At 37.7% G+C, this 15,010-nt stretch carries 14 protein-coding genes; all 14 read left to right on the forward strand.

Going from position 1 to position 15,010, the window contains the following annotated elements; translation table 11 throughout:
• Positions 1-1,148: LPXTG cell wall anchor domain-containing protein (locus tag OCF96_RS00005; RefSeq protein WP_261444566.1), on the forward strand; the 1,148-nt coding region annotated here is incomplete at its 5' end.
• 76 nt (positions 1,149-1,224) lie between these two features.
• Positions 1,225-1,662, forward strand: a complete 438-nt coding sequence (locus OCF96_RS00010; RefSeq protein ID WP_261444567.1) for a single-stranded DNA-binding protein — start codon at positions 1,225-1,227, stop codon at positions 1,660-1,662.
• Between the two features lie 171 nt (positions 1,663-1,833).
• A complete protein-coding gene (locus OCF96_RS00015; RefSeq protein ID WP_124787722.1) occupies positions 1,834-2,079 on the forward strand; it encodes a hypothetical protein in 246 nt (81 codons plus the stop codon).
• 4 nt (positions 2,080-2,083) lie between these two features.
• Entirely contained in the window at positions 2,084-5,179 is a 3,096-nt protein-coding gene (locus tag OCF96_RS00020) for a VirD4-like conjugal transfer protein, CD1115 family (protein WP_261444568.1), read from the forward strand.
• Between the two features lie 82 nt (positions 5,180-5,261).
• Positions 5,262-5,762 (forward strand): LptM family lipoprotein, encoded by a 501-nt coding sequence (locus OCF96_RS00025; RefSeq protein WP_261444569.1) that lies wholly within the window; start codon positions 5,262-5,264, stop codon positions 5,760-5,762.
• A 122-nt stretch (positions 5,763-5,884) separates the two neighbouring features.
• Positions 5,885-8,122: a pLS20_p028 family conjugation system transmembrane protein gene (locus tag OCF96_RS00030; protein WP_261444570.1), complete on the forward strand. Its 2,238-nt coding sequence runs from the start codon at positions 5,885-5,887 to the stop codon at positions 8,120-8,122.
• 8 nt (positions 8,123-8,130) lie between these two features.
• Entirely contained in the window at positions 8,131-8,412 is a 282-nt protein-coding gene (locus OCF96_RS00035; protein WP_261444571.1) for a BRCT domain-containing protein, read from the forward strand.
• A gap of 105 nt (positions 8,413-8,517) precedes the next feature.
• Positions 8,518-9,189, forward strand: a complete 672-nt coding sequence (locus OCF96_RS00040) for a hypothetical protein (RefSeq protein WP_261444572.1) — start codon at positions 8,518-8,520, stop codon at positions 9,187-9,189.
• The gene (locus tag OCF96_RS00045; protein WP_261444573.1) at positions 9,170-10,300 is read left to right on the forward strand and encodes a helix-turn-helix domain-containing protein; all 1,131 of its coding nucleotides are present in this window, start codon (positions 9,170-9,172) and stop codon (positions 10,298-10,300) included. Before OCF96_RS00040 ends, OCF96_RS00045 begins: the two co-directional genes overlap by 20 nt.
• 163 nt (positions 10,301-10,463) lie before the next feature.
• The gene (locus OCF96_RS00050; RefSeq protein WP_049538583.1) at positions 10,464-10,772 is read left to right on the forward strand and encodes a DUF5592 family protein; all 309 of its coding nucleotides are present in this window, start codon (positions 10,464-10,466) and stop codon (positions 10,770-10,772) included.
• A complete protein-coding gene (locus OCF96_RS00055) occupies positions 10,772-11,419 on the forward strand; it encodes a hypothetical protein (protein ID WP_261444574.1) in 648 nt (215 codons plus the stop codon). Before OCF96_RS00050 ends, OCF96_RS00055 begins: the two co-directional genes overlap by 1 nt.
• 10 nt (positions 11,420-11,429) lie before the next feature.
• A complete protein-coding gene (locus OCF96_RS00060; protein ID WP_261444575.1) occupies positions 11,430-13,379 on the forward strand; it encodes a virulence factor in 1,950 nt (649 codons plus the stop codon).
• 19 nt (positions 13,380-13,398) lie between these two features.
• Positions 13,399-13,650 (forward strand): hypothetical protein, encoded by a 252-nt coding sequence (locus tag OCF96_RS00065; RefSeq protein ID WP_070458710.1) that lies wholly within the window; start codon positions 13,399-13,401, stop codon positions 13,648-13,650.
• Between the two features lie 15 nt (positions 13,651-13,665).
• Entirely contained in the window at positions 13,666-15,006 is a 1,341-nt protein-coding gene (locus OCF96_RS00070) for a CHAP domain-containing protein (RefSeq protein WP_261444576.1), read from the forward strand.
• Positions 15,007-15,010 lie beyond the last annotated feature (4 nt).

A 15,010-nucleotide genomic window follows, 5' to 3' on the forward strand; every position in this document is an offset into this window, starting at 1 on the left:
AACTCGATATGAAGCATGATCGCTATACTGGTAATTGGAAAGGTATTATTAAGGGTACAGAATACACAGCAGAAAAACAGCTTGTGTTACCTTATGATGTGACATTGAAAAATGGTAAGGTTATCAAAGCAGGTGATAAGATTGAGAAAGGTAGCACTTATGCCTTTACCTTTGAGTTCAACCAAGCTACTAATTCAGAGTTTATCAAGAAACTGGTGACTGTTAAGTGGGATGCCAAAGGTGGTCAATGGTCTTACGTTATCAATCAAGACTTCCTAAACTCCCTAGGAGTTAAAGGAACATTCGATGCAGACTTCTACATCGAGGCGGAGCGTATTGAAACGGGTGATAAGATTGAGAATACTTTCATCAATATTGTCAATAAACAAGAAATGACTGCCAAGGTTATTACTCGTACACCAGAGCCACCGAAACCAAAACATCCAGAAAAACATGCACTTGATAGAACTGGAAAGAAAGTCCTTGATGGCAAAGAAGTCCAGCTAGGAGATATTATTCAGTACCTTCTTGATGGTGCAACTGTTCCAGAAAGACACCATATGTTGTACCAATATGACGGTTTGGATAAACTCGATATGAAGCATGATCGCTATACTGGTAATTGGAAAGGTATTATTAAGGGTACAGAATACACAGCAGAAAAAGAGCTTGTGTTGCCTTATGATGTGACATTGAAAAATGGTAAGGTTATCAAAGCAGGCGATAAGATTGCCAAAGGTAGCACTTATGCCTTCACCTTTGAATTTAACCAAGGTACTAATTCAGAGTTTATCAAGAAACTTGTAACTGTTAAGTGGGATGCCAAAGGTGGTCAATGGTCTTACGTTATCAATCAAGATTTCCTAAACTCTCTAGGGGTTAAAGGAACCTTTGATGCAGATTTCTACATCGAAGTCGAGCGTATTGCAGCTGGAGAAGTTGAGAATACTTTTGTCAATATTGTCAATGGACAAGAAATGACTGCGAAGGTAACAACCCACACTCCAGAACCACCAAAACCTGAAGAACCAGGAAAACCAAAACAATCACTGCCAAATACTGGAACAGCAAGTAGCATGCTTCCAGTTGTAGGAATGATTTTGGGATTGTTGAGTCTTGCAGGTCTTCGTAAGTCAAAAGAAAACTAATTTGACGAACTAAAATGAAAGGATGACCACAAGCTAGGGTATAACTCTCTTGTGGTCTTTATTGAAAGGAGAAAAAATGCAAGTATTTATTGCTTCTGGACGTGTTGCATTCATCCCAAGCGATGCAGTAGGTCGAACTCAAAACGGTCATGTGAGTTTTAAATTTGAGTTTGTTTGTGACTCTAGCATGACTGATGATACAAATAAATCAATTTCTAGTTTCTTCCATGTGCAAGTATACGGGAAACAAGCAGAATTGATGGCTCAGAGTTTATCTAAGGGCTCTCCAATTCTCTTAAAAGGAGAAATTATCCAACGACCATATAATGATGAACAAGGTCAACGTCGGACGTATCAGTTTATTTCACCAAACCAACAAGGAGGAATCACTTTCCTTGAAAATAAGGAGGCATCTAATCGACGTAAGCAGGAACAACAGGGCTTTTCTCAGCCGACACCAAGTTATAATCCTCCATCCTATCCTGAACCAATGGATGCGGATTCCCCGTTCTAGAGGGATTGAAAGCATACAAGGACACTTGTGTGCTTTTTTTGTTGCTTGTTTATTATATAAAAAGTTATATAACTTATGATATAACAATATCTTTTGTCCCTTTAACAAAGAATTTGATATTATCCTTTAGAATAGAGGGGAACTAAGAAATAATCAGAAAGGAGTGCAATGATGACAAGACAAAAATACAATTATCTGTCTGATGAATTGATTGCGGAATCTCTTCAGGTAACCAATTACTTAGAACAAAGTCGATCCAGTCGATTGAATGTTCTTCAGTTGGATGGAGAGAAATGGTTAGAAAATTACTTTCACCGTTATGAGAAAGCCTCTCCAAGGCTACAGTTTCACATATTTCTCTTTTCGAGCTTCTATACTCGAAAAATGGAATGGTTTTTGGAAGGTGTAAGGGGGTAGTAGTTTGTTTGAGTTATTTGAAGTAGTATTTTATACCCTTATCCAACTGATTCGAGCCAGTTGGATCACTACCTTCCTTTTTCTAGGAGGCGCAGGTTACTACCTATTCAAACTCTTCCAGCCGTATTTTTTAAGACATTATCAAAGGTTATTAAGAGGTTGGAAAAATCGTAAAGAAATTGATTGGAAACAAGTATGGTTCAAATCAATTAGAGAGTTGTTCAATTGGATGAAGTCATTCTTACCTAAACTCTTGGCGCTTGTCTCTCTCATCCTTTGGAATGTTTTCTTCAGGATATTCTATACCATCCCTTTTGTTAAACGAGAACGGAAACGTTTTGATAAAGAAATGAAACCCATTCTTTATTTTAAAAGTTACCGCAGCTTCGTTTATATGGGATTAGGTTTTAGCTTTATTGCTTTTATCTTAACCAATTACCTGGTTACTGTTTTGAGGGCTACAATCCGCTTTCTATACTTTAGTATTTGGTCGTTTAAAGATGCTAGTAAGGCCGTAAACTTTGACTTAAACAGCCTCTTGTTTCAAAGTTTATTGAATGCTAAGGTCTTCTTGATAGCACCGATTTTAGCATTTCCAATCTTTCTATTGGGATTAGTTATCGCCTGGAAATCTGCCTGGATAAACTTCGAGCAGTTTCGAGACTATAACAACAATGAAGAAGGAGATGACCGATTTGTGACGATCAATGAAATTCGTCGTCAATACAAAAAGATCCCCAATAAAGCTTTAACTTATCCAGGTGAAGGTGGTGCTCCTGTATTTCATGAACTGACTCATGATTTAGCAGGTCAAACACTGAGAACTCAGATGTTATGGCAAAATAGGAAAATCAGTCGATGTGTGACCAATGCAGAGCGGATTTTAGGTATGTTAGCTTTTCCTTCAGGTTACTACTACATTGAAGATAAGCCTACTAACTTGTTAGGAATTGGGATGACTCGTTCAGGTAAAGGGGAGGGTCATATAACTCCAGCAATTGAAATCAATAGCCGTGCGGAGTTGCAGCCATCAATGGTTATAGCAGACCCGAAAGGGGAACATTATCAAGCCTCCTACAAACTCATGAGGCAACGTGGCTATGAAGTTAATGTTCTTTCTTTCCAAAATATGGATTGGTCTATGTCCCACAATTTCTTAGCTTTGGCCATAGCAGCCGCAAAGAAGGGTTACTATGAGAAGACTCAAACCTATGTCAACGCAGCCGCAGAATCCATTTATCCGAAACAAAAAGGTGGAGAGAAAGGAAATGCGGAATACTTCCGTAAGTCTTCTATATCCCTATTTAACGCTCTGACAATGGCTTTGATGGATCGAGCTAATGAAACCTATCAAAATGGTGAAGATGATGCCTGGGATACCATTACGATTCCTAACGTTGCGAAATTCTTGGCGACGATGGGGTCTGAAGAAGTCTTTGTAGATGGTGCTGGTGAAATCGTCGAAAATCCAAGTAGAGAACAACAAGTGTCGAAGAAGTCAAAAATCACAGTCTATTTTGATAATTTGAGACAAATCAATCAAAAACAATTTTCGAAATTTAGACAAATGGCGGATATCGAATTTCGTGCTTCAGACTTTGGTGGTGATGAAACCAAAGGGAATGTCTACTCTAGTATGATGACAGGAATCAACCTGTTCTTGCAAGACAACGTGGCCAAACTGACTTCTAAAAACTCGATTGATTTAGAGTCTTTTGGTTTCCCACGTCGATTGTCTGTTAAGTTGAGATCTAGCACCAATAGTCAGCTTAAAAATGAATTCAGGCACAAAACTGCTAAAGTAACGATTACAGGATTGAAGAAATGGGGGAAAGTCCAAAAGAAAGTCGATTATGTAAAACAAGCGACGGCTTTAGTCGATGGGGAGGGCTATCTGACCTATGCCATCGAGCCTAAACTTCCAGATCAGTTTACGGTAACGATTGATTTCAACCATAAGAACAATGGCCATTCCCCTGTTCGAGATCAAGTCTTCCAGTTCTCAGCTGAAAAAGTCTATCGAAAAGATGGAGATAGTTTAGAGCTAGATGAGTATACCAAGAAGCCGATTTTAGATCATATCGATATAACCATCTTAAAGACTCAAGAAGATACCCAAAATCTTCTTCAGGAGTCGGATATTGAACTGATTTATTCAGATAAACCGAAAATCATTTACCTGGTAACACCGCCAAACCGCACAGAGTACAATGGGATTGTTTCTTTGTTCTTAGATCAATTATTCAATGCTAACTATGAGCTTGCTCTCTCAAGTGGTCGTAAATGTATCAATCGCATTCTCCATATCTTGGATGAGTTTACAAACATGCCAGCTATTCCTCACATGGAGACAAAAATTTCTATTGGATTGGGACAAAACATTCTCTATTACCTGTGGATTCAAAATCTTGAGCAATTGGATGATAAATATGGCCAAAATGTTGCTCGAACCATTATGGATAACTGTTCATTGAAGGTTTATGTTAAAACAACATCTTCAGATACCAATAAGAAATTTAGTGCTGAGTTGGGTACACGTACCATCACCAGAAGACGGCGCTCCAGCAATATCCTGGACGAAGCCAATCCAAATGTAGCTGTCGAGAATCCAAAACAGGAGTTGTTGACACCAACACAATTGGCCAAGCTTCAGGAAGGAGAAGCGGTTATCTTACGTGGAGTCAAGGGTCGGGATAATGTTGGACGTAAGGTCACAACGGATCCAATCTTCGCACATGATAAAAACAGCTTCCCTTACAAGTACATGTTCTTACAAGAGGAATTTGATACATCGATGACTCTTGCGGATATTCCAGTCGAAAGTGCGCACCGTGATCTAGAACTTCAGGAGATCGCAGTTGATGCAGCTACAGCCTTCAACAACATCATAGACTGGAGGCAACGTTTGACCATGCCTCTCCTCAGCAACAATGGAGAAACTCCTAAACTATCAGGTCGTCATAGTAAAGGACAAAAGGTACAATCCCAATCATTTACATCTACAGATGAACTATTCCAGGCGGCTGTAGCTAGTGTCATTCACGGTGACTATGATTATTATGATGACGGAGATGACTTCTTTGCGGATGAAGTTATCTAAAAAGATGTACAATAAGTTATATAAACACTTGCAAGAAAAAAAGCTGTTTGCTATAATAAAATAAAGAATGGTTAGGAGATAAATGATGAAAGCAAAGTACTTTTTAAGAATTGTTTTAGTAGGTTTAGCCTTGATTTTACTTGGAGCTTGTGGTCAAAAATCACCTGATTCTATTGCTAAAAATGTGCTAAAAGATAGCTATACAGGCTTTTCACCAGAACATGGTTATGAGAGTACTGATTTTAAGGGTGGAGTAGGAACTACCTTGAAATTTGATAAAGAAAAACGAACCATCTCGAATAACGACGGTGAAAGTATTAATTATAGTGTCCTTTCAGAAGAACAAGTGAAGACAATTCCAGCCGCTTTCAGAGGCACTCTAGTTAGTTTAGAAAGTCAGCTGAAAGGAAAAGAAAATTTTACAATCGCTGTTGATTATAGGGATATAGATAAGCCAGAAGAAGCAGAGGCCTATTATCAAGTCGTCTTGACCGAGGGTGGTAAAAAAATCCGAATCATTGAACTTCGTCGTGGCTATAAAGAAGACAATGCTTTCTATGATTTCAACGGAACCGCAGATTAACGTACAAAAGTCTCAATTACTTGAGGCTTTTTTTGTTGTCAGAATTTCATTGTCCCTTTAAAAACGATTTTGCCATTATCGAATATGATAGGGGTATCTTAAAAAGAAAGAAGGTATCTTTAGTGCACTATCAAACCTTTTCAGATTTGGTGAATGAGATTAAGAATCTCGATGGCGAAATCACAGGCGAGAATGCAAAAAAGCTGGCAGAGTTCTATTCCTATTGGAATAACTATTTAGAACCGACCCCTGCATTTATGGCGTTTCTCACCTATTTACCAGGGGGGATCGCAAAAGCTCTTTATCAAATCACTTCCAGTCTAGAACATGTTTTTAATAATATGTTCAAGCTCTTTGGTCTCTTCGGATATTTGGGAGATCAGAAGACGATTATAGGCCAGTTCTTTTACTGGTTTCAGATATTAGGAACGTCCTTGTTTACTCTGATTTTGGTTGTGTCGGCTATAGCAGGGGTTTTTACAAAGCCAGTCAAATACAAAGGAGTCATCACGAATTTTCTTTTGGTAACTGCTGTAACTGCTGTATTGCCACTAGCTTTGACCACCATCTCAACAGCAGTGGCACAGGATGCCATGTCTATCCAGACGGTCTCCAGTGAAGCCCCTTCAGGTAGTCAACCGACTTCCTCCTTGGCTCTTCAGCCCATGAAAAATAATGTGGTAGACTTAAAAGTCTTGATCTACAAGGATTTCTCTACAGAGTTGTTTCCAATGGATGATTATGGCTACATCAAGCCTGTTCAGGAGGGCTCTACCCCTGTCAATAATATCACGGATGACCTTGCACAGCGGGATACGACTGATTTTGCGTCCAAGATTGATTTTGGGGCAAATTATGGTACAACAAATCCAGAAATGTTACGAAATATAGAGAAAAACGATAAAATAAAAGGGATTAAGGGCTTGTTCCTCCATAAGTTAAATCCCAATAATACTGGAGTTGAAAGCATTACAGAACACCGAGTCATTAATCAATTGAGTGCTTTTGAATCAGTTTATATGCGCTATAAAGTCAACTGGATAGGGATGTTTCTTCAGTACATTATCCTTGTTGTTCTCTTGGTCAGCATGATCATTAAGCTTGTCAAATCAATTTTTGATATTTTGATTGAGGCAATGATCTCTCCGATTCTTGGTTATAGTTCTCTATCCAACTCCAAGAAATATAAAGAGTTGTTAAGAACGATTGGCGGTGCTTTAGCTGGAATTTTCTTTGAAGTTATCATTATGCGTGTAACACTTGAGATTTTCAGAGATTTGCCAATCCTTTCTGTTTCAGCAGTATCTAAGCTTTCTGGCGGATTCTTTGATGGACTCAATATGTGGGAACAGTGTCTTGCAGCTGCCTTTGTCTATATTGGAGTATTCTTTGCGGCAATGCAAGGAGTGGCCATGATTGAACGCTGGCTTGGAGTTTCAACAGGACATAGCGAAACAGCTCAACAATTGCTTGGTGCTATGATGATGGGGAATGCCTTTGCGGCTGGAGCAGGAGGTGTCTTCAATGGGGGTATGGCGCTTGGTCAATTTGGTATGGATATGGCTAAAAAAGCTCCAGATGCCCTGTCTAAAGGAAGTCAGATTCTGGGGAATAGCTTAGCTAGAACTGGAGGTGGTATTCAAGGTGCTTTGAACTCTGTAAAAGACCAAGGCTTTATGAATGCGGCCAAAGGTGGTGTAAGCAATATGGTTGATTTGGCAGAATGGAAAGCTTTTGAAACTATGAAAAATACGAAAGGGGCAGTTGGCAATGTTTTAAATAACTTGGATGATAAAGCCGTCTCTGCTCACAATGCGACCTATAATGCTTTGAAAAACGATGCTGTTCCTGGACTTGATCAATTTGGACCAGTTGACATTCCTGAGCCACCAATCGATCTAGGAACAACGGATGCACCTATTGTTGAGTCAACTTCTTCAGCTGAAGAAATAGGGTTCCCAATTCAAAATCCACCACTTCAAACTGAAGGAGCAGAGCCACCAATCCAAAACTCAACTCATCTAACTGGAGGAACGGAAGCTTCAATTCAAAACTCAACTCATCTAACTGGAGGAACAGAGCCACCGATCCAAAATTCAGCTCATCCAACTGGAGGAACGGAATCTCCAATTCAAGATTCATCTCATCTAACTGGAGGAATGGAGACACCAACCCAAGGTTCATCTCCATCAGTTGTAGAATCGACACAACCACCGAAACAACCAGACTCTCCTCAACAAAAGTTTCAACAGAGCATGAGTCAAATGCAATACATGAACCAACAGATGCAACAAGCAGGACAGCGTATGCAGGGAGGACGTCATATCACAGGTGCTGAAAGTCCTGAAGAGGAGGAATAGGATGAATTATGGATTTAACAGGGAAGAATATTGTTATCACAGGAAGTCTACGTCCTCTAACTAGAGAAGAAGCAGTACGATTTTTAGAAAGTAAAGGGGCTGTCGTGCAAAACTATGTGTCATCTAGGACAGATATATTGGTTGTAGGACATAAGCAGTTGAATCTTTTTGATCTAGATAAAAGGTCTAAGAAGCATGATGCAGCGCTTAGAAGACTATCAGAAGGCCAATTGATTACTTTTCTTTCTGAAGAATCATTCTTTGACTTAGTTAAGAAGTCTCAAGATTGAGGCTTCTTTTTGTGTGTAAAAGTATGTTATAGATGTTGACATTTTTTTAAAAAAATGGTAAACTATTAACATATCACATAGATAGTTAAAGATTGGAGAAGAGACATGGGAATTTTACAGAGTCACTTAGAAATAGAATGCGACCCAAGATTGGCAGGAGAATTAGCTTATAGTATAAAAGAAGCCTATCGATATCTATGGGAATTGATTAATGCTACTCCTGTATTGCAACATCCTGAAATGCGTAAAACTTATGGTCATATTAGACAAGCCTTAGTAGATGTTGCTCTACGTTTAGTTTTAGAAGATTCATCTATGCCAGTAGACGTGCAAATGATAGCTGCAACGAACAATAAAAGAAATGGCTATACCTATACTATGATTGAGACAAAGGGAGCTATTATATCCCCTGTGAAAACAAGAAGTGTAAGAGCTGTTCCTAAAAAAGCTCTGCATAGAAGTGTTGCTAGTATTAAGAATAAGCAGTTTGATCTATTCACTACTCAAGAAGATATCAATAAACGGTATGATGAGACTACTCCCCCATTTATACTACTCACTTATGGTGGACCAAATCATCATCTTCAGTTTGTTCAGCTTGGACTACCTGATGTTGATTCAGAACAATGGATTGAGAAAGTAGATATTTTAAATGCTCCACGCATTATAACTTCTACAGAACAAGAACGAGCAACCCAAAAGAAACTAGATTTGACATTAACAGAGCTATCGGAAGATCTTCGTAGGAGAGTAGTAAATGGAACAACGAATATTTAATCCCTCTAAATTAACAAAAGCTAGAATAGCTAGGGGATTAACAAAGAAAGATTTAGCAGAACGAACTGGGATATCCCGACAGATGATTTCGAATTATGAATTAGGTAAAACGCAACCAGGAGCCAATAACCTAATGACTATTGTTGCCGAACTAGATTTTCCATATAATTACTTTACTTCTGAATCAAAAAGTTTTTATGAAGGAGCAACTTTTTTTCGTAGTCAGTCTGCATCCACCAAGAAAATAAGAGATATGCAAGCAGTGAGATTGGAATTTCAAAAAGAAATTTATGATTTTTTATCTCGCTATGTGAATTTTCCCCAGTTAGTTCTTCCTGATATTCTAATGAAAAATATTCATGATATCACTAATAAAGATATTGAAGAAAAAGCCAGAGAATTGAGAGAGATTTGGGGACTTGGAATAGATTTACCAGTTTCTAATTTACTTGAAGTAGCGGAAATTAATGGTGTCATTATTGTTGAAGCAAATATGTCCGATGAAACACTAGATGCGGTATCAGAGTGGATAGGAGATAGACCGTTCATAATGTTGACAGACAACGGCGAATCAGCAGTTCGCAGAAGATTTAACATCGCTCATGAGATCGGACATATTTTACTTCACGGAGATATTGAAAGTATTCATGATTATACATCACAGGAATTAAAGAATGTTATTGAAAAACAAGCTAATTATTTTGCTTCTTGTCTATTGTTGCCTGAAAATGGTTTCTTAAAGTCATTGTTATCTACTAATTTAGATTTTTATATTGAGTTGAAAAAATATTGGAAGGTTTCTATTCAGGCTATGATTATGAGAACACATCAACTAGAGTTAATAAGTGATGATCAAAAGTTGTATCTGTTTAAGAAAATTGCTTTTAATAAGTGGAAGAGACAGGAGCCGTTAGATACAGAGATAATTCCTGAAAAACCAAGCCTTTATAGAAAGGTATATGAGCTGATTGTTACAAATGATATTCTTCAGAGGAATGAATTAATTTCCTATTTATCCCTGCCAAAAGATGAATTGGAGAAGTCTTTAGATATTTCAATTGATGAACAAAAACCACCAAAATATGGTCCAATTTTAAGAATAGTTAAGTAAGAAGTCTCAGTATTGAGGCTTCTTTTATTGTGTAAAAAAGTATATAACTTTTTGTGTAATTTATTCCTGAAGGATGATGGGAAAAATGCTATTGTCCCTTTAAAAGATATTTTCGATTATTCATTATAATGTGAGTGTCAAAACAAATATAAAGGAGAAATTAATGTACGGTGAAAAATATGGTGTACCTAGAGATATTTATGCCAAAATCAAGATTATAGGACTTCTTATTCTGGATATTACATTTGTAGGAATAACTGGGCTAATCGCTCTAAGCGTTGGATTAAGAATTTTTCCGAAAAGTCAATGGATACAAATGTTCGCATTCATATTTTTAACACCAGTTATGAGTTTGTATCTGGTGTTGCCAGCTAACGGTGGTAAAAAGAATTGGCACAGTATGTTTCTTTTCTTCAGACGAAGAAGAAAACGTTACATCAGTTTGAACTATATCAGAAGGAGAAAATCATAATGGCAATTAAACAAACTTCATCCAAAAATATTGAGAAACGCCCTTTAGGACGTATTCGAGAAATGAAGAAGCATACTCAGGAATATTTCGATTTACATTCTTGTGTTGAGTTGTTAGACGTAAAATCAATTATTCCAAACAGACAGGCTTATATCCAGTTAGTAGATTATGGATACTTGCAGTTTATGGAAATACCAGGTAAAGACTTAGGGTCGATGTCTTATAACGAGGTGATGCGTACAATCGAAAATTTTGAAACTTGGTTAACTCGATTTGGACCTAATATCCAAGTAGAGACGACAACCTTGCCAACAAATACTGATACACAAATTTCTGACTTGCGCCATCATTTGAATTTAGTGCGACAAGATCTCTCTAAGATATCAGTAAATGAGAGACGTTTTTTACAACTCAAAGATCGTGAGCTTTGGCTTCAAAGTCAAATTAAAGTTGAAGAGAGCATACGACAAGAAGTCTATAATACAGAGTTTATATTGTGGCTATTTGCACCTACAACAACTGAATTGGACGAATTAGTTCGGAAGGCGCAAACTTATGGAAATAATGATTTTGTTCCTCAAGAAATTAGCTATAGGAAGAAAATTCAGATTATAAAACAATACAACAATATGAATGAGAAAGTATAGGAGGGATAGTATGCCTGATTTATCAAAACGTAGACAAAGACAATTAAAGAATGAAGGATATGACCTTGCTTTCCTTAGCCAGATTCAACCGCAAGGAAATATTGATTTTAAAAAGGATGATCGTTCCTGGTTAAGTGGAGATGGATATCATACGGTCATACACTACTATGAATATCCAACTGAAGGAATGGATCGTTTTTGGCTTTCTGAATTATTACTATTACCTGGTACACGTGCCTTCTTATCACTGTATAAAGAAGATAATAGACAGCTTCAAAAAGAGATAGAGGACTCTATTGAAGAAAAATCAACACGTATTACTAATAACAGTAAATTAACAAATAATCGGAAAGAACTAGATGAAATTGACAATCTCAATAAGTTAAGTCGAGACATTGATAAGCGGAATATAGCTATGTATGGGATGTATATTCGTGTCTTTGTGTTCGCATCAACCAAAGAAGAATTGTTTAAGAAAGTTGAAGAGGTTAAAGACAAAACGTCTAAATTCAAATCAACTATCCTATCAGGAGAATTAGAATTTGAATATCATGCTCCTTTTATTCCAGCTGAGTATCAGATTGATTTACCAAATCATCGAAGAGGAATACCTACTCCAGCCCACTCAATAGCTGGGGGATATTTCTTTAATCATACGAAGCTTGAAGATGAAAAGGGATTTTATCTTGGTTGGACTCCAACAAACGGAGCAGTAAATTTCAACTTCCTAGAACGTGATGAAAAAAGAACACGTTCGTTTATGATTCTATCTGGGAATCCAAAGATGGGCCAACGTTCTTTCCTTATGAAACATACAGATGGTCTTTATGCAAAGGGACACTATATTCGTAATTTTGATGCTACTGGTCAGTTTCTTGACCAGACAAGGAAGCAGCATGGATTGATATTTGATTTATCAGGTGAAGCTAACCGAATTAATATCTTCCAGGTATTTCCAACAGTAACCAATGAAGCAGGGACTGAAATTGATAAGAAAAAGTCCTACAATCTTCATATAGAAAAATTAAAGAGTATTTATAAACTCCTGAATAATGAAGTGACAGGAGATGATTTAATCACATTTGGAACTCTCTTGAATGAATTCTATATTGAAGAAAATTTATGGGCTCGGAACCCATCGTTGAATCCAGAAAAACTGAAAGCAACGGATCTTGTCAATGAAGACTATCCTATCTTGTCAGATTTCATTTTGTTTGTTGATGCCTATAAACGTCGACTAGAACAAAGTTATAGCACGGATATGGCTGAAAACAAAGCCGTTAAACGTATTTACAATACTTTTAATGAATTATTGACAACAAACGCAGAAATTTTCGAGGGGACAACCGAATTTCAAGATATCTCTTCAGAGCAAGTTGTGACATTTGATTTTTCTGGATTGAAGAGTGCCCCTCATCTCTTAAATGTTCAAATATTCTCAGTTCTTTCTCTTGTTTCAGCAGATATTGTTAATAACGGTAAACGTTGTAAGCAACTACTGAAAAGGAACCCTAGCTTAACAGAGATGGATATGCAACACTATATTGTCAATATTAGTGGTGCACAGACACTCATTAATCCTAAGCATGAGAGCAGTGTGAATCTCTTGGCAGATATGATTGATACAATGGGGGAAAACTTTGCTGGAGTTGTGTTGTCCGTAAATTCTCTGAGGGGTATTCTGTTTGAGACAGGTATCGGCACTCATAAGGATCCATACGTAACTGCGGTTCAGAGGATTTTTGGTCTGATGCAGTATAGAATTTTTGCTCAGACAGATGAAACTAGCGTTCCACTATTAGCCAATGCTTTATCAGGATCAATGAATCAGTCTGAATTAGAAACATTGCCTCGCCTAGCCAAAGGACAGTTGTTTATGAATATTGCAGGAGTTGGAAATCTAGTATTTAACCAGCAATTATTAGCTCCAGAAGTTGAGCGCTATGGTGGTATCGAATAAGAAAGGACATTAAATTTAAATGGTTAAAAACAAATCAGGAATGATTACAAGGACAAAGCAGAAATTTGATGAATATGTTTTGATTCGTAAATGTCGTATGAAACAAGAAAGAGATTATTTTGCTTCAGAGGGAGAATCAGATCCAAAACGTCTAGAAGCACAAAAGGAGCGAGATAAGGAATTTTTGAATGGTCTCAAGAAAATAGGTCTAGGGTTCATTGTATTTTTAGTTTTTTATGGCATTTTACGAACAATATTAGGATTGTGGTAGATAGGGGAGGTATCTATGAAAAAATTATTAAAGCCTAAGATTATCCTTCCTTTTGTAGCGATACTGTTAATTATCAATGTTTGGATGACCATGTTGGCTGGGATTATGGGCGCTATAGCTAGTAGTGGTGGACATGATTGTGGTGCTGTAGAAACAACATCTTCAACTAGTGACTCAACAGTGTCTTCAGCTGATGGTTCCATAGATGGTTTTGTAAAAAAGCATAAGGAATCCTATATTCTATCTTGGAGAGCAGGAGGTTTTCTACCTTCAGCTTCCATCACTCAAACTATGATAGAGAATGGCTTTAATTTTACGAATCCTAATGGAACTTCCTTCTGGATGGCTCATAACATGGGAGGTGTTAAAACCTCCAGAAAAAGTGATTTTCCAGTCACTATTGCGACGTATGGTGAAGACAGTATTGACTTAACAGGAACAAAGCCTGGAGCAAACGTTGGAGACGGTACAGGAGGAGCTTATACTTGGTTTTCTAGCTATGATGCAGGAATTGTAGGGAAAGCTGAGTTTATGGCTCATCAAACCCTTTATAAAGGGGCTATAAACAATATAAATGGCATTGCAACTCTATCTGCCATAGCAGATGGTGGATGGGCCACAGATGGCACTTATAAGAGCAAGCTAACTGATATGTACGAAAAGCTAGGTACTAAGTATCAGTGGCTTGATAAGGAAGCCATTGCTGCTCATGGTGAGAAACCTTATGCAGTATCGAATACACAAGATGCCAGTTCTTCAGATAATGCTATTTCTTCTTCAGCTGAAAAAAGTGATTGTGGTGAATCAGGTGGTAGTGTCGATGGAACAGGAAAAGTTCCTTCAGATGCGACTGCGTGGGGGTATAAACCAGAAGATTTACCAGATAGTTTGAAACCGTTTATTGTCGATCCTAAGAGTTTAGGCATGGATTATGCTAAGTCTACAGGGTGGTATAATCCTGGAAGGGACGATTTAGCTGGACAATGTGTGAATCTTACAATTAGTGTCGCAAATCATATATGGGGTCATTCTGGTTCAGTTCAAGGTAATGGGAAAGATCAGGCAGCAGCTTGGGCATCAATATTCGGGAATTCACTTAAGTCAACTCCCAAAAGGGGTGCTATCTTTTCTACACAGGTGGGAGGCGGAGGCTATGGTCATACAGGAATTGTATGTCATGTCTTTGAAAACGGATCTATCTTATTTGTAGAACAAAATACACCTTTAAGTGGTTGGGATACGTTTAAGACCCCTTATACATGGGACTATCGAATTTGGACTCCAGAACAACAGCGAGCCCAAGTTATTTCGTTTGCCTATCCAGATGATAGGGAACCTAAATTCAATTCAAATTAAAAGG

The organism is Streptococcus mitis, assembly GCF_946190065.1.
In the GTDB taxonomy this organism is placed as follows: Bacteria; Bacillota; Bacilli; order Lactobacillales; family Streptococcaceae; genus Streptococcus; species Streptococcus mitis_DE.

Coding starts and splice junctions, on each gene's coding strand:
- OCF96_RS00035 (WP_261444571.1), top strand. CDS start 8,131: ATGGATTTAACAGGGAAGAATATTGTTATCACAGGAAGTCTACGTCCT.
- OCF96_RS00055 (WP_261444574.1), top strand. CDS start 10,772: ATGGCAATTAAACAAACTTCATCCAAAAATATTGAGAAACGCCCTTTA.
- OCF96_RS00025 (WP_261444569.1), top strand. CDS start 5,262: ATGATGAAAGCAAAGTACTTTTTAAGAATTGTTTTAGTAGGTTTAGCC.
- OCF96_RS00060 (WP_261444575.1), top strand. CDS start 11,430: ATGCCTGATTTATCAAAACGTAGACAAAGACAATTAAAGAATGAAGGA.
- OCF96_RS00040 (WP_261444572.1), top strand. CDS start 8,518: ATGGGAATTTTACAGAGTCACTTAGAAATAGAATGCGACCCAAGATTG.
- OCF96_RS00010 (WP_261444567.1), top strand. CDS start 1,225: ATGCAAGTATTTATTGCTTCTGGACGTGTTGCATTCATCCCAAGCGAT.
- OCF96_RS00065 (WP_070458710.1), top strand. CDS start 13,399: ATGGTTAAAAACAAATCAGGAATGATTACAAGGACAAAGCAGAAATTT.
- OCF96_RS00045 (WP_261444573.1), top strand. CDS start 9,170: ATGGAACAACGAATATTTAATCCCTCTAAATTAACAAAAGCTAGAATA.
- OCF96_RS00015 (WP_124787722.1), top strand. CDS start 1,834: ATGACAAGACAAAAATACAATTATCTGTCTGATGAATTGATTGCGGAA.
- OCF96_RS00050 (WP_049538583.1), top strand. CDS start 10,464: ATGTACGGTGAAAAATATGGTGTACCTAGAGATATTTATGCCAAAATC.
- OCF96_RS00070 (WP_261444576.1), top strand. CDS start 13,666: ATGAAAAAATTATTAAAGCCTAAGATTATCCTTCCTTTTGTAGCGATA.